The 19,743-nt window shown below is 67.3% G+C and carries 11 protein-coding genes; 8 read left to right on the top strand and 3 right to left on the bottom strand.

Annotated features, from left to right (window positions below; translation table 11 throughout):
• Window positions 1–426: 426 nt before the first annotated feature.
• Window positions 427–1,221, top strand: coding sequence for a dienelactone hydrolase family protein (locus ACIGII_RS14415; RefSeq protein ID WP_399639102.1), 795 nt, complete (start codon window positions 427–429; stop codon window positions 1,219–1,221).
• 262 nt (window positions 1,222–1,483) lie between these two features.
• Here ACIGII_RS14415 and ACIGII_RS14410 read toward each other — a convergent pair whose 3' ends face one another.
• Window positions 1,484–2,482 carry a polyprenyl synthetase family protein gene (locus ACIGII_RS14410; protein ID WP_399639100.1) on the bottom strand — a complete coding sequence of 333 codons (999 nt, stop codon included), beginning with the start codon at window positions 2,480–2,482 and terminating at the stop codon, window positions 1,484–1,486.
• Between the two features lie 192 nt (window positions 2,483–2,674).
• Here ACIGII_RS14410 and ACIGII_RS14405 point away from each other — a divergent pair, with 192 nt between their 5' ends.
• Complete coding sequence (locus ACIGII_RS14405; protein ID WP_399639099.1) at window positions 2,675–4,288, top strand: alpha-glucosidase family protein; 1,614 nt, start codon at window positions 2,675–2,677, stop codon at window positions 4,286–4,288.
• Window positions 4,289–4,821: 533 nt separating this feature from the next.
• Here the strand turns inward: ACIGII_RS14405 and ACIGII_RS14400 are convergent.
• Both ACIGII_RS14400 and ACIGII_RS14395 read right to left on the bottom strand, forming a co-directional pair.
• Window positions 4,822–7,587, bottom strand: coding sequence for a TonB-dependent receptor (locus ACIGII_RS14400; RefSeq protein ID WP_399639097.1), 2,766 nt, complete (start codon window positions 7,585–7,587; stop codon window positions 4,822–4,824).
• Between the two features lie 254 nt (window positions 7,588–7,841).
• Complete coding sequence (locus tag ACIGII_RS14395) at window positions 7,842–9,908, bottom strand: glycoside hydrolase family 97 protein (protein WP_399639096.1); 2,067 nt, start codon at window positions 9,906–9,908, stop codon at window positions 7,842–7,844.
• A 256-nt stretch (window positions 9,909–10,164) separates the two neighbouring features.
• Between ACIGII_RS14395 and ACIGII_RS14390 the strand changes: the two genes are divergently transcribed.
• The 6 genes from ACIGII_RS14390 (at window position 10,165) to ACIGII_RS14365 (ending at window position 19,719) form a co-directional block, all read left to right on the top strand.
• Window positions 10,165–12,366 carry a Six-hairpin glycosidase-like protein gene (locus tag ACIGII_RS14390; RefSeq protein ID WP_399639095.1) on the top strand — a complete coding sequence of 734 codons (2,202 nt, stop codon included), beginning with the start codon at window positions 10,165–10,167 and terminating at the stop codon, window positions 12,364–12,366.
• The gene (locus tag ACIGII_RS14385; protein ID WP_399639093.1) at window positions 12,363–13,850 is read left to right on the top strand and encodes an MFS transporter; all 1,488 of its coding nucleotides are present in this window, start codon (window positions 12,363–12,365) and stop codon (window positions 13,848–13,850) included. Before ACIGII_RS14390 ends, ACIGII_RS14385 begins: the two co-directional genes overlap by 4 nt.
• Entirely contained in the window at window positions 13,850–15,571 is a 1,722-nt protein-coding gene (locus tag ACIGII_RS14380) for an alpha-amylase family glycosyl hydrolase (protein WP_399639091.1), read from the top strand. Before ACIGII_RS14385 ends, ACIGII_RS14380 begins: the two co-directional genes overlap by 1 nt.
• A 73-nt stretch (window positions 15,572–15,644) precedes the next feature.
• The gene (locus ACIGII_RS14375; RefSeq protein WP_399639089.1) at window positions 15,645–16,025 is read left to right on the top strand and encodes an SseB family protein; all 381 of its coding nucleotides are present in this window, start codon (window positions 15,645–15,647) and stop codon (window positions 16,023–16,025) included.
• 144 nt (window positions 16,026–16,169) lie between these two features.
• Window positions 16,170–17,669, top strand: coding sequence for an ATPase domain-containing protein (locus ACIGII_RS14370; RefSeq protein WP_399639088.1), 1,500 nt, complete (start codon window positions 16,170–16,172; stop codon window positions 17,667–17,669).
• Window positions 17,659–19,719, top strand: a complete 2,061-nt coding sequence (locus tag ACIGII_RS14365; RefSeq protein ID WP_399639086.1) for an ATP-binding protein — start codon at window positions 17,659–17,661, stop codon at window positions 19,717–19,719. The genes ACIGII_RS14370 and ACIGII_RS14365 overlap by 11 nt, the downstream gene beginning before the upstream one ends.
• The last annotated feature ends 24 nt before the right edge of the window (window positions 19,720–19,743 follow it).

Genomic DNA, 19,743 nt, shown 5'->3' with positions numbered 1-19,743 from the left:
TATGGTTGTTCATCCGGGCTCTTTGGGCGTGGACAGGTGTGGTAACCACCATTTTCCAAAGATGTCCCGGATGAACAACCTACTGAGAGATCACAGTTAGTCCGCTGCTCTACGCGGCCCGTCCTGGCACACCGCCAACGGCGCAGCCGAAGGTAGAGCGGACTGTTAGTCCGCTGCTCTACGCGGCCCGTCCTGGCACACCGCCAACGGCGCAGCCGACTAACAGTCGGCTCTACCACCCGCGGGTGCCCACCCGCGCGTGCCCACCCGCCGCGTGCGGCCACCCGCCGCGCGCCCGCCCGCCGTTTCACCCCCGCCGCGCAACCACCCGCCGTTTCACCCCCCCACCGCGCGACCCCCAGCCACCCGCGGCCCGTCACATGTCCCGACATACACTCTGGGCTCTTTCCCCGAAGGAGCAGGCGCATGAAGCAGCAATGGCAGTGGGGTGCGGCACTGGTACTGGGCATGACGGCATTGCCGGCGGTGGCGGCGATGCAGGCCAAGCCGGTGGAGTGGAAGCATGACGGCACCACCTTCAGCGGAGTGCTGGTCTACGACGACGAAGACAACGACAAGCGCCCCGGCCTGGTGATGGTGCCGAACTGGAAGGGCGTCAACGACTCGGCCATCGCCAAGGCCAAGCAGCTGGCCGGCGACGACTACGTGGTGCTGGTGGCCGACGTGTACGGCAAGGGCGTGCGCCCGAAGACCGACGCCGAGGCGGGCCCGGTCGCCAAGCAGTTGCGCGATGACCGCCCGGTGCTGCGCGCCCGCGCGCTGAAGGCGCTGGAGGTACTGAAGGCGCAGGTCGGCAGCGCGCCGCTGGACGCCTCGAAGATCGGCGCGGTCGGGTTCTGCTTCGGCGGCACCACGGTGCTGGAACTGGCCCGTGCCGGTGCGCCGCTGGCCGGCGTGGTCAGCCTGCATGGTGGGCTGGGCTCGCCGCTGCCGGCCAAGGCCGGTGGCAGCCATCCGTCGGTGCTGGTGCTCAACGGTGCCGACGACAAGGGAGTGACCAAGGAGGACATCGCCAGCTTCGAGCAGGAGATGAACGCGGCCAAGGTCGATTGGGAGTTCACCAATTACAGCGGTGCGGTGCATTGCTTCGCCGAGTCTGATGCGAACAGCCCACCGGGATGCCTGTACAACGCCCGTGCGGCGAAGCGTGCGTGGAAGAGCCTGGATACGTTCTTCGACGGCTTGTTCGACAAGCGGTAACGCACGCCGCGTTGCGGCGCCGCCCGACCAACGGTCGGGCGCTACCCCCGGGGTCAACGCCGATGCCCACCCGGTAGGTGACGACCGTTGGTCGTCGCGCCCCCGATCAATGCCGATGCCAACCCGGTAGGCGACGACCGTTGGTCGTCGCGCCCCGATCAATGCCGATGCCAACCCGGTAGGCGACGACCGTTGGTCGTCGCGCCCGATCAATGTCGGTGCCAACCCGGTAGGTGACGACCGTTGGTCGTCACCCGCGGAATCAATGCGAACGCTGTACCGCGTAACGGGCCAGGCCGCGCAGGGCGGCGACCGCATCGTTGTCGGCAAGGCCGTCGAGGGCGCGCTCGGCAGCCTCGGCGTACTCCTCGGCGCGGCGGCGGCTGTAGTCCAGCCCACCGGTGGCGTGGATGGCGGCCAGCACTTCCGGCATGGCCCCGGCATCGCCGTTCTGCACGATCACGCGCAGGCGCTCGCGGGTGGTCGCGTCGGTATGCGCCATGGCGTGGATCAGCGGCAGGGTCGCCTTGCCTTCGGCCAGGTCGTCGCCCAGGTTCTTGCCCAGTTCCTCGGCGTTGGCCGAATAGTCCAGCACGTCGTCGGCAATCTGGAAGGCATAGCCCAGCGCCATGCCGTAGTCGTACAGCGCCTGCTGGGTCGCCTCGTCCACGCCGCTGGCCAGCGCGCCCAGGCGGGTACCGGCCGCGAACAGCACCGCGGTCTTGCGTTCGATGACCCGCAGGTAGGCCGCTTCGTCGGTGTCGGGGTTATGCACGTGCAGCAGCTGCAGCACCTCGCCTTCGGCGATCCGGTTGGTGGTGTCGGCCAGGATCTGCATGACGGGCATGCGGTCCAGTTCCACCATCAGCTGGAAGCTGCGCGAGTACAGGAAGTCGCCCACCAGCACGCTGGGCGCGTTGCCCCACAGCGCATTGGCAGTGCTGCGGCCGCGCCGCAGGCTGGATTCGTCGACCACGTCGTCGTGCAGCAGGGTCGAGGTGTGGATGAACTCGATGATCGCCGCCAGCTGGTGGTGCTCCGGGCCGGCCTGGCCGACCGCGTGTCCGGCCAGCATGACCAGCATCGGCCGCAGGCGCTTGCCGCCGGCGGAGATGATGTGGTCGGCGATCTGGTTGATCAGCACGACATCCGAGGACAGTCGGCGGCGAATCAGCGCATCCACGGCGGCCATGTCGGGCGCGGCGAGCGACTGGATCTGGGGCAGGCCCAGCGCGGGGCGGGTGTCTTCGGTGATGGTCATGCGGTCTGACTTTCAGGCGTGGGCGGAATTATAGGCGGTGCGGGCGTATTCCGCCCGCGAAGGCCACCGCGGCTCGGGCGGGGCGTGAATACGTATGCACCCCACGCCACCGCCGAGGGCGCCCCGCTAAGCTTGTCGGGTACGTTCTGGCGCCCGTGGGAGGGCGCCCTGGAAGCCCGGAGGGGGCCCTCGATGACGCAGATTCCATGGTGGCGCGGTGCCGTCATCTATCAGATTTACCCGCGCAGTTTCCTGGACGCCAACGGTGACGGCGTGGGCGACCTGCCCGGCATCATCGAGCGGCTGGACTACGTGGCCTCGCTGGGCGTGGACGCGATCTGGATTTCGCCGTTCTTCACCTCGCCGATGGCCGATTTCGGCTACGACATCGCCGACCACCGCGATGTGGACCCGTTGTTCGGCACCCTGGCCGACTTCGACCGGCTGTTGGCCAAGGCGCACGGGCTGGGCCTGAAGGTGATGATCGACCAGGTCTTCAGCCACACCTCGATCGAGCACGCCTGGTTCCGCGAAAGCCGCCAGGACCGCACCAATCCCAAGGCGGACTGGTACGTGTGGGCCGACCCGCGCGAGGACGGCACCCCACCGAACAACTGGATGTCGATCTTCGGCGGCGTGGCCTGGCAGTGGGAGCCGCGCCGTGAGCAGTACTTCCTGCACAACTTCCTGGCCGACCAGCCGGACCTGGACTTCCACAACCCGGCGGTGCAGGAGGCTACGCTGGACTATGTGAAGTTCTGGCTGGACCGCGGCGTGGACGGTTTCCGCCTGGATTCGATCAACTTCTGCTTCCACGACAGGGAGCTGCGCGACAATCCGGCCAAGCCGCTGGAAAAGCGCCTGGGCCGTGGCTTCAGCGCGGACAATCCGTACGCGTACCAGTACCACTACTACAACAATACCCGCCCGGAAAACCTGCCGTTCATCGAGCGCCTGCGCGGGCTGCTGGACCAGTACCCGGGCGCGGTCAGCCTGGGCGAGATCTCGGCCGAGGATTCGCTGGCGACCACGGCCGAATACACGGCGCCGGGCCGCCTGCACATGGGCTACAGCTTCGAGCTGCTGGTGAAGGATTACAGCGCGGCCTACATCCGCGACACCGTGTCGCGGCTGGAAGCGACCATGACCGAGGGCTGGCCGTGCTGGGCGATCTCCAACCACGACGTGGAGCGCGCGGTGACCCGCTGGGGCGGGCATCCGGCACAGCCGCGCCTGGCGCGGCTGCTGGTGGCGGTGCTGTGCACGCTGCGCGGCTCGATCTGCCTGTATCAGGGCGAGGAGCTGGGCCTGGGCGAGGCCGACGTGCCGTTCGAGGCGCTGCAGGATCCGTACGGCATCACGTTCTGGCCGAACTTCAAGGGCCGCGACGGGTGCCGCACGCCCATGCCGTGGCTGGACGCGCCACTGGCGGGATTCACCACGGGTACGCCGTGGCTGCCGATCCCGGAGGAGCACCAAGCCAGTGCCGTGGCGGTGCAGGAGCACGACCCGCACTCGGTATTGAACGCGTTCCGCCAGTTCCTGGCGTGGCGGCGGACGATGCCGACGCTGCTGCTGGGCGACATCCGGTTCCTGGAGACGGCCGAACCGGTGCTGATGTTCGAACGCACGCACGGCGATGAGACGCTGCTGCTGGCGTTCAACCTGTCGGCAGAAGCGACCCAGGTGGCGCTGCCCGAAGGCGAGTGGCACGCGCTGCACGTGCCCGGCCCGGATGCGGGCTACGCGGACGGCAACCAGCTGCAGCTGCCGGCGCAGGCGATGTACTGCGCGCGCCGCGGCTGATTCACGATTTCCGGTGGTATTGAGGGGCGGGGCCGCGAGGTCCCGCCCCCTTTTTTTGGTTCTCCGCTTGATTCCTTGGGACGTGGAAGCTGGGTGCGCGGTCTTCGATCAGGTGCATCGCGAGCGTTGAGGGCCCCGCCGCGGCCGGCAGGCCCCTATGCAAATGTCCCCCGGCGGCGGCCTGCGGCCGCCACCTCCTCCTTTACTTTGCCAGGGACCTACCGGCCGCGACGGGGCTCGGCTTGCGGTTCGCGATGGAAAAGCGGAAGTCACGGGCGTGACTTACGGTTCGCGATGGAAAAGCGGAAGTCAGGGGCGACGCCGGTGGGGCGAGTGCGGGGCCGCCATGCCCTTGTGGCGAAGTAAAGGAGGAGGCGGCGGCGCAGGCCGCCGCCGGGGGACATTCGCAGACAAGGGCATGGCGGCCCCGCACTCGCCCCACCGGCAGCCGCGTCTGATTCACATCTGACCCGCAACAAAAAAACCCGCTGCTCACGCAGCGGGTTTCGTTGCGTTTGGCGCCAATGCGAGGATCAGAACTTGTAGTTCACACCCAGCATGTAGGTACGGCCCCACTCGATGTACTCCAACGGGCGGTCCTTGGTGCCGGCATAGGTCCGGTACGGCTCGTTGGTCAGGTTGCTTCCCTGCAGCAGCAGGGTGAGGCCCTTCATGGCGCTGTCGTCGGCGAAGGTGTAGCTGATCTGCGCGTCGGTCACGTTCTCGCCCACCACGTAACGCAGCGTGCGGTTGCCGTTGAAGTTGCCGATCTCACCGATGAAGTCCGAACGACGACGCTGGCTTACGCGTGCTTCGAAACCATTGCGCTCGTAATAGGCGGTGAAGTTGTACACGCGCTCGGACAGGCCCGGCAGGCTGATCGGATCGGTGCCCACGCTGGAGGCGCTTTCCGGGTCCAGGATCTTGATGTCGCTGTCGTTGAAGGTCGCGCTGGCCTGGATGCCGAAGCCCAGCAGCGGCGCGGCGATCATCTCCAGCGGCAGCGAGGCGGTCAGTTCCAGGCCACGCAGGGTGCCGCCGTTGCCGTTCTCCGGGGTGGAGAAGGTGCCGGTGGTCAGGACCGGCGCGGTCATGCCCGGCGGTGGAACGTAGCCGGCCAGCAGGTTGCTGAAGTCGTAGTCGTCCACCGACTGGGTGTAGATGTAGCTTTTCAGATCCTTGTAGAAGATCGCCGCCGCCAGATAGGCCTTCTCGCCGAAGTACTTCTCATACGACAGGTCGACGGCATTGGCGCGCCAAGGATCCAGCAGCGGATTGCCACCGCTGCCCCCGGGCCGGCCGTTGTTGCCGTCCACGCCGAACTCCAGCCCCGCGCGCATCTGGTCCACGCGCGGACGCGCCACCTGCTTGGCCACCGCGAAGCGCAGGGTCTGCTGGTGGGGGAACAGGAAGGCCAGGTTCAGGCTCGGCAGCCAGTCGGTGTAGGTCTTGCCTGCGTCGATGGGAAGCACTTCCTGTCCAACCGGTCGCGAGCGGTCGAAGTAGTTCGACTGCGAGCTCTGGTCGGTGCGGACCATCTGCACGCCGATGTTGCCGCGCACGCCCACGTCGCCCAGATCCGTATTGATGTTGGCGCGCACCCACGCGGTGGTGGTCTTTTCCTGTACCACCCACGACTTCGGAATCAGGTAGTCCAGGTTGGTGACCGGGTTGAACTCCATGTAGCGACCCACCGCGGCCGGTACGTTCCACGCCGGGATGTAGCCGATGCCCGCGAAGCCCAGGTTGACCGGGCTGTACTGCAGGTCGGAGGCGATCGTCGATTCGCCCTGGTCACCGAGCAGGATGTTGCCTTCGGCCTGCGTCTTCTGCTTGCGGCGGTCCGCGTAGTTGACGCCCACGTCCAGGTCGGAGAACCACGCGGACATGCGCTCGGGCAGGGCGAAGGTGGCGGCGAGGCGCGCGGCCTTCAGGCGGTCCTCCACCTCCGGCACCTTGCCGTAACCGGACCCATAGATCGTATTGGTCAGGAACAACGACTCCGGATTCGAATAGTCCCGCCCCGGGGTGATCTGCGAGAAGCCGTTGGCATTGACGTCGACGCCGATGGTGTCGAACTGCGGCCGCGGGATCAGCTGGAGATTGTTCTCCAGGTTGAGCTCCTTGCGGGTGGCCTTGGAGTAGTTGACGTCGGCCACCAGCTTGACGCCTTCCAGGTTGACCTCGTTGTTCCACCCGAAGGCATCGATCTTGTCTTCGCGCTTGTTGTACATCCCGCGCACGAGCGGATAGGCATTGCTGATCGTGCCACCCGTGAACGTGCCATCCGTGTTGGTACGCACGTTGCTGAACACCGGAAGAATCGCGCCGGGCACGCTGCCGTCTTCGCCATTGCCGCTGAGGCTGAGCTCGAACTGGTTGGCGGTGTCGATCTGCTCGGCTTCGGTGTGGAACAGGTCCAGGGTGCTGGTCCAGACGTTGGACGGGCGGAACTGCACCGTGGCCATGTAGCCGTCACGCTTGGCGTTGCCGGTGCGGCGCAGCGCCTTGATGCCGTCGGAGAAGAAGGTGCCCGGCGCGACGCCCGGGCGGTTGCCCTGGTCGGTCTGCTCGGTGGTCCACGGCTCGTACAGGCCGACCTGGTTTTCCTGGATCGGATTGTCGCTGTGCGCGTAGCCCAGCGCGATGCCCCAGGTGTTGTCGGCGAACTGGTCGATGTAGCTGGCGCTGAAGCGGTTGCCGAAGGCATCCACGTTGGCGGCCTTGCCCAGCGAGTTCTTCGAATAGCGGCCGCTGACCGCGATCACGCGCTCGCCGAAGCTCAGCGGGCGCACGCTCTGCATGTCGATCGTGCCGGACAGGCCCTGGCCAACCAGCGCGGCGTCAGGGGTCTTGTAGACGGTCACGCCGTTGATGAGTTCGGACGGATACTGGTCGAACTCGACGCTGCGGTTGTCGCCGGTGCTGACCACTTCACGCCCGTTGAGCAGGGTGGTGGCGAAATCCGGCGACAGGCCGCGCACGCTGATGACCTGGGCACGGCCGGCCACGCGCTGGGCGGCCAGGCCGGGCAGGCGGGCCAGCGATTCGGCGATGCTCACGTCCGGCAGCTTGCCGATGTCTTCGGCCGAGATGACCTCGACCACCGAGGTGGCGTCCTGCTTGATCGCGATGGCGTTTTCAATGCCGCGACGGATGCCGGTCACCTGCACGGTGTCCAGCTCGGTGGTCGCGCTGCCGGCGGTCGGCGCGGTGGTGGTGGACTGCGCCAACGCCAATGACGGCGTCAGGGCGACGGCCAGCGCGAGACTCAGCGCGCTGCGCTTGCGATTCAACATTTTCCCCTCCCAGGCAATGTTGCCAAACTCATGTTGTGATCAACGGCGATGCGTTGCCGCAGGTGTCATGGCGCGATGGCCGTTGACTGCGTGGCTATGGTAGGCAGCGCGCCTTCGGCGTGAATCACCCTGCATACGTATTCAATGAAAATGCGGGAGTGTGGAACCGGTTTCACCGGGGGCACGACCAACGGTCGTGCCCTACCGGGGCATTTGACGCCCGCGGTAGGTAACGACCGTTGGTCGTTACGGCGTCACAACGGGGTAAACCGGATGGCTTGGCCCCCACCGGGCGCCAGCACGATAGTCAGGGTGTCAGCGCTGGTGACCTGGCGCGTTTCACGCGTGAACGCGAACGGATTGGACTGGTAATCCGCTCCTTCCCCATCCCGGTAAATTTCGGCGCGGTAGCGCACGCCGGGCTCCAGGAACGACAGCGGTACCGGCAGCGAACGCCCATGCTCATCGGTAATGCTGCCCAGGAACCAGTCGCGGCTGTGGCGGTCCCTGCGCGCAATGGTGACGTAGTCGCCCACCTCGCCATCCAGCACGCGGCTGTCCTCCCAGTCCACCGCCACGTCCTCGATGAAGCGGAACGCCTCGCGGTGCTGTTCATAATGTTCAGGCAGATCGGCCGCCATCTGGATCGGGCTGTAGATCACCACGTACAGCGCCAGCTGCCGCGCCAGCGTGCTGGGAATGGGCTGGCCGTGACGGCCTTTCAGACTGAGGATGCCGGGGGTGTAGTCCATCGGGCCGGACAGCATCCGGGTAAACACCAGGTTGACCTCATGTTCGGGTGGGTTCGGCGGCTGGCCCCAGGCGTTGTATTCCATGCCGCGCGCACCTTCGCGCGAGATCCAGTTCGGATACGTGCGGCGCAGCCCCGTGTCCTTGATCGGCTCGTGCGGGTTCACCGCGATGTGGCGCTTGGCCGCTTCCTGCACCACCTTCAGGTGATGGCGGGCCATGAACTGGCCGTCGTGCCACTCGCGCCACAGCGGGCCCCCGGCCGGATTGCGCCGATCTACCTGACCGTCGTCGCACACATAGCCGCTCTTGAACGCATCCACGCCCAGCCGCGCATACAGGTCCAGGGCCGCGCCGAGCTGGTCTTCGTAGTGCTCGATCGCGCAGCCGGTTTCATGGTGGCCGATCAGGTGCACGCCCTTCTTCGCGCCGTAGGCGGAAAGCGCCTCGATGTCGAAATCCGGGGTGGCGCGGGTGAAATCGAAGTCGTAGCCGTTACCGACCCACATGCCGTCCCAGCCCGGGTTCCAGCCTTCCACCAGCACGCCGCGGAAACCGTGTTCGGCAGCGAAGTCGATCACCTTCCTGGTCTTTGCCGTGGTCGCCGCATGCTTCGGGCCGGTCGCCCAGCTTTCCTGATCCAGGTGCATCGACCACCACACGCCCAGGTATTTGGACGGCTTCACCCAGCTCACATCGCCCAGTGCGTTGGGTTCGTTGAGGTTGAGGATCAGGTTGGAGTCCACCAGCCCGCCGGCGGTGTCGCTGATCTGCAGCGTGCGCCAGGGCGTATCGAAGGGCAGGGTGCGGCGCACCTTCCAGCCTTCGGCGGACGGCGACAGCTGCGCGCGCAGGCGCTGGCCGTCGGTACGGCGCAGCCACATGCCGGCGTAGTCGACCAGCGCCGCCTCGTGGATCGCCATGTGCAGGCCGTCGCGGCTGCGCAGGGTCAGCGGGGTATGGGCCAGCGGCACCTGGTCCAGTGGCGTGCGCTGGTACAGATATTCGTAGTGGATGGGCTCGCCGGCCGGAATCCACCACGCGGTGGACGCGGGCGCGATCGCGAACTCGGTCAGTTCCTCGTCGATGATGGCTTCGCGCAGGGCTGGCTGTTCGGGGAAGTGATAGCGGAAGCCCAGCCCGTCGTCGTACACCCGGAACACCACGTCCAGGCGGCGCTTGGCACCGCTGCGCTCGCCCAGGTGAACAGTGACTTCGTTGTAGTGGTTGCGCACGCTGCGGCGCTCGCCCCAGGGCTGTTCCCAGGTTTCATCGACGCTGCGGTGTTCCTGGCCCAGTACTGCCAGGTCGCGGTCCAGACGTCCGTCGCGCAGCTGGAAGCCCAGCGTCGAGTCGGCCACCACGGTCTGTCCCAGCCGTTCAACCCGGTAACGGGGCATGCCGCCCTCCAGCTGCAGCGACACCTTCAGCACCTTGCCGGGCGAACTGACGCTGGCCACCGTGACCGGTTCAGCCTGGGCGACGGTGGCGCCGACCAGCAACGACAGCGCCAGCCACGCCAGCGGACGGAACACGCGCAGCGCGCGTGGCAGTGCAGCAACCACAGGCATTTCCCCTCCCAGGGCAGCCGGAATCCGGCTTGGACTATAGCCACGTCGGCAAGGGCGTCGCCGCGGTTGGGCATGAATACGTATGCAAGGTGCGCCGATCTCCGCCTGTGCGGTGCGACGAGCAACGCGCGTCGCCTACCATGCAGGCAGGCACCCTGGGAGGGGGCCGCGAGGGCAGCGCTCCGGCGCTGCCGAACCACACCGCGTGCAGGAAGGGAGGAAGGCAGACGGGCGCAGGCCGGTCGGCCGCTTTTCGATGCTGAAAACAATCTGCCTCACCGCTGCCCTTGGGGCGGCGCTGGTGTCCACCGCTGCGGCGGCGGACCTGACATTCGATGGCCGCACGGCGCGCGCCACGGCGGCCGCCGATGGCCGCTTCCAGCTGCTGGCCGATGGCCGGGCAGTGGCGATAGACCCCCAACCGATGCGCAGCCGCACCGACAGCGTGATGTTTGATGCGCTGTTCGCGCTGGCCCAACAGGAGATGGCGGCCGACCGCGTCGATGCGATCCGCGATCCGGCCTTCAACTTTGGCAACCCGGTGGACTGCGCGTGCTTCCAGACCGGTGAGCGCTGGCCCTACGTGTGGACGCGCGACGTGAGTTTCGCCGCCGACCTGGCCCTGGCCCGGCTCGAGCCGATCCGTACCCGGCAGTCGCTGCAGTTCAAGCTGTCCAAGGCCCGCGACGGCGTGACGCCCGGTCTGTTCGTGGCCCAGGACACCGGCTCGGGCGGCAGCTGGCCGATCAGCAGCGACCGCGTGGTGTGGTTCCTGGCCGCGCGCGGCCTGACCGACAGTTCCAGCTTCATGGCTGAAACCTGGCAGGCGCTGCAGGCCACGCTGGAGCAGGTCCGCGCGATGGTGTTCGACCCGCGGACCGGCCTGTACCGGGGAGAGACCTCGTTCCTGGACTGGCGCGAGCAGACCTACCCGGACTGGACCCGACAGGACGTGCGCTTCATCGGCGAGTCCTTCGCGCTTTCCACCAACGTGCTGCATTACCAGGCGCTGCGGCTGGCCGAACGTTACGCGCGTGAACTGCGCGATCCCCGCGCCGCGCAGTACGGCGGCTGGGCCGACGCGCTGGCGCGGCAGATCGACGCGCGCTTCTGGCGCGAAGACGCCGGCATGTACATGAGTTACATCGGCGAAGCCGCGCACCCGGTGCCGTACGCCAAGTACGACCTGCTGGGCATCTCGCTGGGCGTGCTGGCCGAGGTGTTCCCGGCCGAGCGTGCGCGCCGCTCGCTGGCCAACTACCCCTACGTGGAAGGCGGCAGCCCGGTGGTGTGGCCGCAGGAAGCGCAGCAGCCGATCTACCACAACCGCGCGGTGTGGCCGTTCGTCAGCGCCTACTCGCTGCGTGCGGCACGCAAGGTGGAGGATGCCACCCGCATCCAGCGCGAGATCGAATCGCTGATGCACGGCAGCGCACTGGCCGGTTCGAACATGGAAAACTACGAGATGCGCACGCTCGCCGTGCACGTCGACGAGGGCCCGTTGAGCGGCCCGGTGGTGAACTCGCCGCGCCAGCTGTGGTCGGTGGCCGGCTACCTCTCGATGGTGCTGGAAGGCGTGTTTGGCGTGGAAGCCGACGGCAGCGTCGCCCCCAAACTCCCGGTGGCCCTGGTGCCGCAATTGTTCGGCAAGCGCGACAGCATCGAGCTCGACACCGGCAGCACCCGCTACATCCTCAAGCGCCCCCGCACCCTCGACGGCGACCTGCTCGTAGCAAAGAAGATCGAGCGCAAGGGCAACATCGTAACCGTGCAGCTCGAACCGCGTAGGGCCACGCCACGCGTCTCCGCTTTCCGCGCAGACCCGGCAAACCCCAACGCCTTCGCCCCCGCCACCCCCGCCGCACCGGCGGCGCAGAAGCGCGGCAATACCTGGACGATCGCCATCCCCGCCCACCACCAGCTCTGGCAGGACGGCATCGCGGTCGGCAGCTCGGCCACGCACACCGTCACCAACGACGGCCACCAGCACTGCCTGAGCCTCACCCGTCGCGAAGGCACCCTCGAATCGCTGCACAGCCCGATGACCTGCATCGGCCCGCAGCAACGCCTGCCCGGCGCAACCCAGTGGACGTGGAACGCCGCCACGCCCACCCGCGTGCGCATCCGCCTGCACTATGACAACCCCAACGGCCCGATCAACACCGGCGTCACCGCTGCCGTCAAGCAGCTGGCCGTGCACTGCGCGGGGCAACCGGTCCAGCGCGCCACGATCGTGATGCCGCACAGTATCGGCCCGCAGGATTCCACCGCCGCCGAACTCGACCTGCCCAAGGGCAGCTGCCGTTTCACCCTGGAACCAGGCTTCAACATGAGCGCACTGGAACACTTCGCCCAGTACAACGGTGGCAAGGGCGGCCGCGACGGTGTGCTCAACGCGGCCAACGTGCAAGCGCTGCTGATCGCACCGGTGGCCGGCGACGCGGAGGCCACCCGATGAGCCGCACGGCCAAGCCGACCCTGTCGTTCTGGCAGATCTGGAACATGTGCTTCGGTTTCCTGGGCATCCAGTTCGGGTTTGCCCTGCAGAACGCCAACGCCAGCCGCATCTTCGAAACGCTGGGCGCGCCGATGGACGCCGTGCCCGGCCTGTGGATTGCCGCACCGCTGACCGGGCTGCTGGTGCAGCCGATCATCGGCTACCTGTCCGACCGCACCTGGACCCGCTGGGGCCGCCGCCGCCCGTACTTCATGGTCGGTGCGGTGTTCACCACGCTGGCCCTGCTGGTGATGCCGAACTCGCCCACGCTGTGGATCGCGGCGGGCACGCTGTGGGTGCTGGATGCCTCGATCAACGTCTCGATGGAGCCGTTCCGCGCGTTCGTCGGCGACAAGCTGGCCCCGCGCCAGCGCCCGACCGGCTATGCCATGCAGAGCTTCTTCATCGGCGTGGGCGCCATCGTGGCCAGCTTCCTGCCGTTCATCCTGGCGCACTTCGGCGTGGCCAATACCGCTGCCGCCGGCGAAGTGCCGCCGACCGTGCGTTATGCGTTCTACTTCGGCGCAGTGGTGCTGCTGGCCTCGATCGCCTGGACGGTGTTCAGCACCCGCGAATACTCCCCAACCGAGCTGGCCAGCTTCGATGATGCCGAGCCGCCGGTCGTGCACCAGTCCGCGCCTGTCGCCGGGCCGCCGCCGATGCTGCAGATCGGCGGCTGGATCGCGCTCGGCCTGGCACTGGCTGCGGCGATTGCCTGGCGCAACGGCGACAAGATGCTCTACGTGCTGGCCGGGCTGTGCATCGCCTACGGCCTGCTGCTTGGCGTGGCGCGGCTGCTGCCGGGCCCGCACATGCTGGCCACCATCGTCGATGACCTGCGCAGCATGCCGCGCACCATGCGCCGCCTGGCGTGGGTGCAGTTCTTCTCGTGGTTCGCGCTCTTCGCGATGTGGATCTATACCACTGCTGCGGTGGCCGGTACCCATTTCGGTTCTACCGATCCGGCGTCGGCCGCCTACAACGAGGGCGCCAACTGGGTGGGCGTGCTGTTCGGCGCGTACAACGGCTTTGCCGCACTCGCCGCGCTGTTGATTCCGCTGATGGTGCGGCTGATGGGCCTGCGCCTGAGCCACCTGGTGAACCTGTGGCTGGGCGGCCTCGGGTTGATCTCGCTGATGCTGATCGACGACCCGAAGTGGCTGCTGCTGTCGATGGTCGGGGTCGGCTTTGCCTGGGCCTCGATCCTGTCGCTGCCGTATGCACTGCTGTCCGACAGCGTGCCGGCGGCCAAGATGGGCGTGTACATGGGCCTGTTCAATTTCTTCATCGTCATCCCGCAGCTGGTCGCGGCCAGCGCGCTGGGCTTCATGCTGCGCCTGTGGCTGGGCGGCAACCCGATGCACGTGCTGGCGCTGGGTGGCGTCAGCCTGTTGATCGCCGGGTTGTGCGTGCTGCGGGTGCCGTCCCACCAGGAGGTTGTCTGATGCTGTCCCGTTCGCGTTTGTCGCTGGGCCTTTCGTTCGCGCTGCTGGCCGGCACTGCCGTTGCCGCTCCGCGCCCCGAGTACGTGGGCACGCTGGAGCCGTTCGCCAGCGATGCGGTGTACTTCGTGGTCACCGACCGCTTCGTCAACGGTGACCCGTCCAACGACCACCGCGACCAGGGCGGCAGGCACCGCACCTTCGACATCCCGGTGCCGTGCCCGGACAAGGTCGACGGCAACATCGGCTATCTCGGCGGCGACTTCAAGGGCGTGCTCGACAATGCCGACTACATCCGCAACCTCGGTTTCGGTGCGGTGTGGATCACCCCGATCATCGACAACCCGGATGAGGCCTTCACCGGCAGCAAGCCGATCAGCTGCACCAGCACCCTGACCGACCGCGGCAAGACCGGGTACCACGGCTACTGGGGCATCAACTTCTACACGCTCGACGAGCACCTGCCGAGCGCCGACCTGGATTTCGCCGGGCTCACCCGTGGCCTGCACGACGCCAAGCTGAAGGTCGTGCTGGACATCGTCGGCAACCACGGTTCGCCGGCCTGGACCATGCCGGTGAAGCAGCCGCAGTTCGGCCAGATCTTCGACAAGGACGGCACGCTCATCGCCGACCACCAGAACCTGCCGCCGCAGCAGCTGGACCCGAAGCACAACCCGCTGCACGCGTTCTACAACACCATCGGCCCGGTCGACGCGGACAAGGGCTCGATCTTCGACGGCAACCTGGCCGAGCTGGGCGACTTCAACCAGGACAACCCGGCAGTGATGGACTACCTGGTGGGCGCCTACCTGCAGTGGACCGCACAGGGCGTGGATGCGCTGCGCATCGATACCATCGGCTGGCTGCCGCATCCGTGGTGGCATGAGTTCGTCAACCGGATCCGCGCCAGGCATCCGGACATGTTCATGTTCGGGGAGGCGTTCGACTATGACGCCAGCAAAATCGCCGAGCACACCTGGCCGACCAACGCCAACGTGAGCGTGCTGGACTTCCCGCTGCGTGGCGCGATGTCCAGCGTGTTCGGCAAGGAGCAGAAAGGCTTCGAAGCGCTGGCCGAGCCGCTGCACCTGGTGGGGGGGCCGTACGCCAACCCGTACGAGCTGATGAGCTTCTACGACAACCACGACATGGCGCGGCTGGATGCCACCGACAACGGCTTCATCGACGCGCACAACTGGCTGTTCACCGCGCGCGGCATTCCGGTGCTGTACTACGGCTCGGAAACCGGCTTCATGCGCAGCCGCGCCGAACACGCCGGCAACCGCGCCTACTTCGGGCAGGCGCGCGTGGACGCCGCCCCGCAGAGCCCGATCTTCGGGCCCCTGCAGCGGATCGCCAAGCTGCGCGAGGCCACCCCGGCCCTGCAGCGCGGACTGCAGGTCAACGAACGCCTGCAGGGCGATGAGGCGGTGTTCTTCCGCGTGCTGCAGCACGGTGACACCGCGCAGACCGCGCTGGTGCTGCTCAACAAGGGCGATACCGCGCGCCGCATCGAGGTCAGCCGCTACCTGCAGCCCGGTACCTGGCGCGATGCGCTGGGCGGCGGCCGCCAAGCCGTCACGCGCAGCCTGACGGCCGAGGTACCCGCGCACGGGGTGAAGGTGTACCTGCTGGACGCGCCGGTGAACCAGAAGGAACTGCAGGCCGAGCTGGCCAGGGCGGTGGCCGACCAGCAGGAAAGGACTCAGCGCCTCTCGAGGTAGGTACCCACCGTTGGTGGGTACGCCGTGGCCACCGACCAACGGTCGGTGGCTACCGACCGGGTAGAATCGCCCCATGACCGATCTCACCCCACTGACCCCGATCGAAGCCCTTCTGCAATCCGCCATGGACGGGAAGACCACGATCGGTGCCTTCATGAAGGCCTTCGTCGCCTCCGACGTGGTGCTGCTCACCGGCAGCCTGGTCACCGCCGACGGCAGCGGCTTCGACCCGCTGCTGTTCGACAAGCAGGGCACCCTGCACGTGGCGGTGTTCACCGACATGGCCCGCGTGGGTGTCCACAGCCAGCAGGCCCCGCACACGATCCGCATGAGGATGATCGAGGTGCTCAAGCGCGTGCCCGGTGGCTATGGCGTGGTGGTGAATCCGGGCACGTCGCTGGGCCTTGAGCTGTCCCCGGCTGGCATCGGTGAAATCCTCAAGGACTTCGCCTGACCTGGGTGTACTGCCGCCCAATGCAGACGTAATCGTGATGTGGATGAACGCGACTTCAGCGTGACATCGCGTAGAGATGCCGATCACACAATTCCTACACAGAACCGGTTGCTAGACTCGTCCCCGTCAAAACGGCGGACCTCTATGCAGACACAGTCTTCCCGCGTCACCACCGGTGTGCAGGGCCTGGACACCATCCTCAGCGGCGGCCTGCCGCAGGGACGGCTGTACCTGCTGGAGGGGCCCCCCGGCTCCGGCAAGACCACGCTGTCGCTGCAGTTCCTGCTGCAGGGACTGAAGCAGGGCGAGCGCTGCCTGTATGTCACGCTCTCGGAAACCGCCGAAGAGCTGCGCGAGGTGGCCGCGGCCCATGGCTGGTCGCTGGACGGCCTGCACCTGTTCGAACTGGGCTCGGCCGAGGACGCGCTGGGCAACGGCCGCCTGCAGTCGGTGCTGCACTCGTGGGAAGTGGAGCTGGATGAAACGGTCAACCTGATCCTGGGCGAAGTCGACCGCATCCGCCCCAACCGGGTGGTGTTCGATTCGCTGTCCGAGCTGCGCCTGCTGGCGCAGGACTCGCTGCGCTACCGCCGACAGATCCTCGCGCTCAAGCAGTACTTCGCCCCGCAGAGCGCCACCGTGATCCTGGTGGACGATCTGACCTCCGGTGCCGACGACCGCGATGGCCAGCTGCACAGCCTGTGCCACGGGGTCATCTCGCTGGAACGCCTCACCCTGGATTTCGGCCCGGCCCGCCGCCGCCTGCAGGTGCAGAAGCTGCGCGGCGTCAACTTCGTCGCCGGCTACCACGACATGGTGATCCGCGCGGGCGGCCTGGACGTGTTCCCACGCCTGATCGCCTCCGAACACCACGAGCAGTTCGGCGAGGACATGATCGGCAGCGGCGTGCCGGAAATCGACAACCTGCTCGGTGGTGGCCCGTTGCGCGGCACCAGCACGCTGTTGACCGGCCCGGCCGGCAGCGGCAAGACCAACGTGGCCCTGCAGTACGTGTGGGCGGCCTGCGAGCGCGGCGAAAAATGCTGCATCTTCGAGTTCGACGAGCGCGTGGGCACTCTGTTGACCCGGGCCAAGGCGCTGGACATCGATCTGGAGTCGCACATCGCGGCCGGGCGCCTTGAAATCATGCAGATCGATCCGGCCGAGATATCGCCCGGCGAGTTCTCCTGGAACGTGCAGCAGGCGGTGGAGGAGCGCGGCTGCAGCGTGCTGGTGATCGACAGCCTGAACGGCTACGTGGCCGCGATGCCGCAGGAAAAGCAGCTGATGCTGCAGCTGCATGAAATGCTGTCCTACCTCAACCACAAGGGGGTCGCCACGTTCCTGGTGAACCCGCAGCATGGCCTGGTGGGCACCATGTCGACCGGCAACCTCAACGTGTCCTACATCGCCGATGCGGTGATCCTGTTCCGCTTCTTCGAAGCGCAGGGGCGCATCCGCAAGGCGATCTCGGTGATCAAGAACCGCGGCGGGGCGCATGAGGACACCATCCGCGAGCTCAAGATCAATGGCAAGGGCCTGGCCCTGAGCGGACCGCTGAAAGAGTTCAAGGGCATCCTCACCGGCACGCCGGAGTTCGTGGGCGACTCGGCATCGCTGCTGAGCCACCCCTATGCAGGATGACCGCAGCGGCGGCGTGGTCCATGTCGTGGCGCCGTTCGGCCGCGACGCGGCGAGCATGGCCGCGGTCCTCACCAGCGCAGGACTGAGTACCCGCATTGCGCCCGACCTGGCCGAACTGGCCGCCGCGCTGGACGACCAGGCAGGCGTGGTGCTGATCACCGAGGAAGCCATCGCCACCGGCACCGAGCTGCTGCTGGCCGCGTTGTCCGGGCAGGCGACCTGGTCGGACCTGCCGGTGATCCTGCTGCGCTCGCCGCGCGCGCATCGTCGTTCCCCGTTCGAAAGCCTGCTGCCGCGCACGGTGAACGTGGTGGAACTGGACCGCCCGCTGGGCAGCATCTCGCTGCTGAGTTCGGTGCAGGGCGCATTGCGTGCGAGAGAGAAGCAGTTCCTGGTGCGCGACCAGATGCGTGCCCTGGCCGACAGCCGCAGCGCGCTGGAGCGCAGCGAATCGGAGCTGCGGCTGATCGCCGACGCAATGCCGGTATTGATCGCCTTCGTCGATCGCAGCATGCACTACCGCTTCGCCAACAAGGCCTATGAAGCGTGGTTCGACCTGCCGGTGGGCGAGGTGATCGGTCGGCATATCCGCGACGTGGTGGGCACCCGGGTGTGGGAAGAGCGGTTGCCGATCATGCAGGACGTGCTGGCCGGGCAGGAGCATGTATTCGAGGTCAGCTGGCCGACCCGTGACGGGCGCCGGCGCGACTGCGAAGTGCGCTACTCCCCGCGCCGCAGTGCCGGCGGCGCGGTGGACGGTTTCCATGTGTTCGTCACCGACATCACCGTCGCAAGGCAGGCGCTGGAAGCCAGCCGCCAGCATGCGCAGGAACTGGAAACAGTGGTGGCCGAGCGCACCCTGGAGCTGCAGGCGCAGATGGCCGCGCGCGAAGCCAGCGAGGCCGCGCTGCGCCAGTCGCAGAAGATGGAAGCCATTGGCCAGCTCACCGGCGGCATCGCCCACGACTTCAACAACATGCTCACCGGCATCCTGTCGGCGCTGGACATCGTGCGCCTGCGCCTGGAGATGGGCCGCTTCGACGACCTTGAGCGCTTCCTTGATGCCGCCACGGCCTCCAGCCAGCGCGCGGCCGCGCTCACCCAGCGCCTGCTGGCGTTCTCGCGGCGGCAGTCGCTGGATGCGCGCGCGGTGGAGCTCAACGCGCTGGTGGGCTCCATGCAGCACCTGCTGCGCAGCACGCTAGGCGAAAGCGTACGCATCCGCACCGAGGTCGCCGAGCAGCCGCTGCACGCCGCGCTGGACACCAACCAGTTCGAAAGTGCGCTGCTCAATCTGGCCATCAACGCCCGCGACGCGATGCCCAACGGTGGCGAGCTGGCACTGCGCGCGTTTCCGGTGCACCTGGCCGACGGCGAACGCGCCGACGTGCCGGCCGGCCAGTACGCCGTGGTGGCGGTGTCCGATACCGGCAGCGGCATGCCGCCGGAAGTCGTGGAGCGCGCCTTCGAGCCGTTCTTCACCACCAAACCGATCGGCAAGGGCACCGGCCTGGGCATGTCGATGGTGTACGGCTTCATGCAGCAGTCCGGTGGCCATATCGCGATCGACTCCGAACCGGGGCAGGGCACCACGGTGTCGCTGTTCATTCCGCGGGTGGAGGCGGGGACCGAGCCCGAACCACTGCAGGCCCCGTCGCCGGTCGCACTGGGCGACGGCCAGTCCATCCTGGTGGTGGAAGACGACCCGCAGGTCCGCATGCTGGTGACGGTGGTGCTGGAAGACCTGGGCTATGCGGTGGAGGTCGTGGACGACGCAGATGGCGCGATTCCCATCCTCGCCTCGTCGCGCCGTATCGACCTGCTGGTGACCGACGTCGGCCTGCCGGGTCTCAACGGCCGCCAACTGGCCGAGATCGCGCGGCAATCGCGCCCGGGACTGCCGGTGCTGTTCATGACCGGCTATGCGGAAAAGGCCCAGGAACGCTCGGCGTTCCTGGAATCGGGCATGAGCATGATCGCCAAGCCGTTCCTGCTGGATGCCTTCAGCGACGCGGTCCGCGGCGCGATGGCCGAATCCGCGCCGCCCTGAAGCAGCCCGGTAGCGCCGGCCGTT

Source organism: Stenotrophomonas sp. NPDC077420 (assembly GCF_044543385.1).
In the GTDB taxonomy this organism is placed as follows: Bacteria; Pseudomonadota; Gammaproteobacteria; order Xanthomonadales; family Xanthomonadaceae; genus Stenotrophomonas.
This window is presented reverse-complemented; position numbering and strand designations above follow the sequence as displayed.

Bases quoted from the DNA above. Each gene is read 5' to 3' on its own strand.
- ACIGII_RS14405 (WP_399639099.1), top strand. From the start codon at position 2,675: ATGACGCAGATTCCATGGTGGCGCGGTGCCGTCATCTATCAGATTTAC.
- ACIGII_RS14410 (WP_399639100.1), bottom strand. From the start codon at position 2,482: ATGACCATCACCGAAGACACCCGCCCCGCGCTGGGCCTGCCCCAGATC.
- ACIGII_RS14395 (WP_399639096.1), bottom strand. From the start codon at position 9,908: ATGCCTGTGGTTGCTGCACTGCCACGCGCGCTGCGCGTGTTCCGTCCG.
- ACIGII_RS14385 (WP_399639093.1), top strand. From the start codon at position 12,363: ATGAGCCGCACGGCCAAGCCGACCCTGTCGTTCTGGCAGATCTGGAAC.
- ACIGII_RS14400 (WP_399639097.1), bottom strand. From the start codon at position 7,587: ATGTTGAATCGCAAGCGCAGCGCGCTGAGTCTCGCGCTGGCCGTCGCC.
- ACIGII_RS14380 (WP_399639091.1), top strand. From the start codon at position 13,850: ATGCTGTCCCGTTCGCGTTTGTCGCTGGGCCTTTCGTTCGCGCTGCTG.
- ACIGII_RS14415 (WP_399639102.1), top strand. From the start codon at position 427: ATGAAGCAGCAATGGCAGTGGGGTGCGGCACTGGTACTGGGCATGACG.
- ACIGII_RS14390 (WP_399639095.1), top strand. From the start codon at position 10,165: ATGCTGAAAACAATCTGCCTCACCGCTGCCCTTGGGGCGGCGCTGGTG.
- ACIGII_RS14375 (WP_399639089.1), top strand. From the start codon at position 15,645: ATGACCGATCTCACCCCACTGACCCCGATCGAAGCCCTTCTGCAATCC.
- ACIGII_RS14370 (WP_399639088.1), top strand. From the start codon at position 16,170: ATGCAGACACAGTCTTCCCGCGTCACCACCGGTGTGCAGGGCCTGGAC.
- ACIGII_RS14365 (WP_399639086.1), top strand. From the start codon at position 17,659: ATGCAGGATGACCGCAGCGGCGGCGTGGTCCATGTCGTGGCGCCGTTC.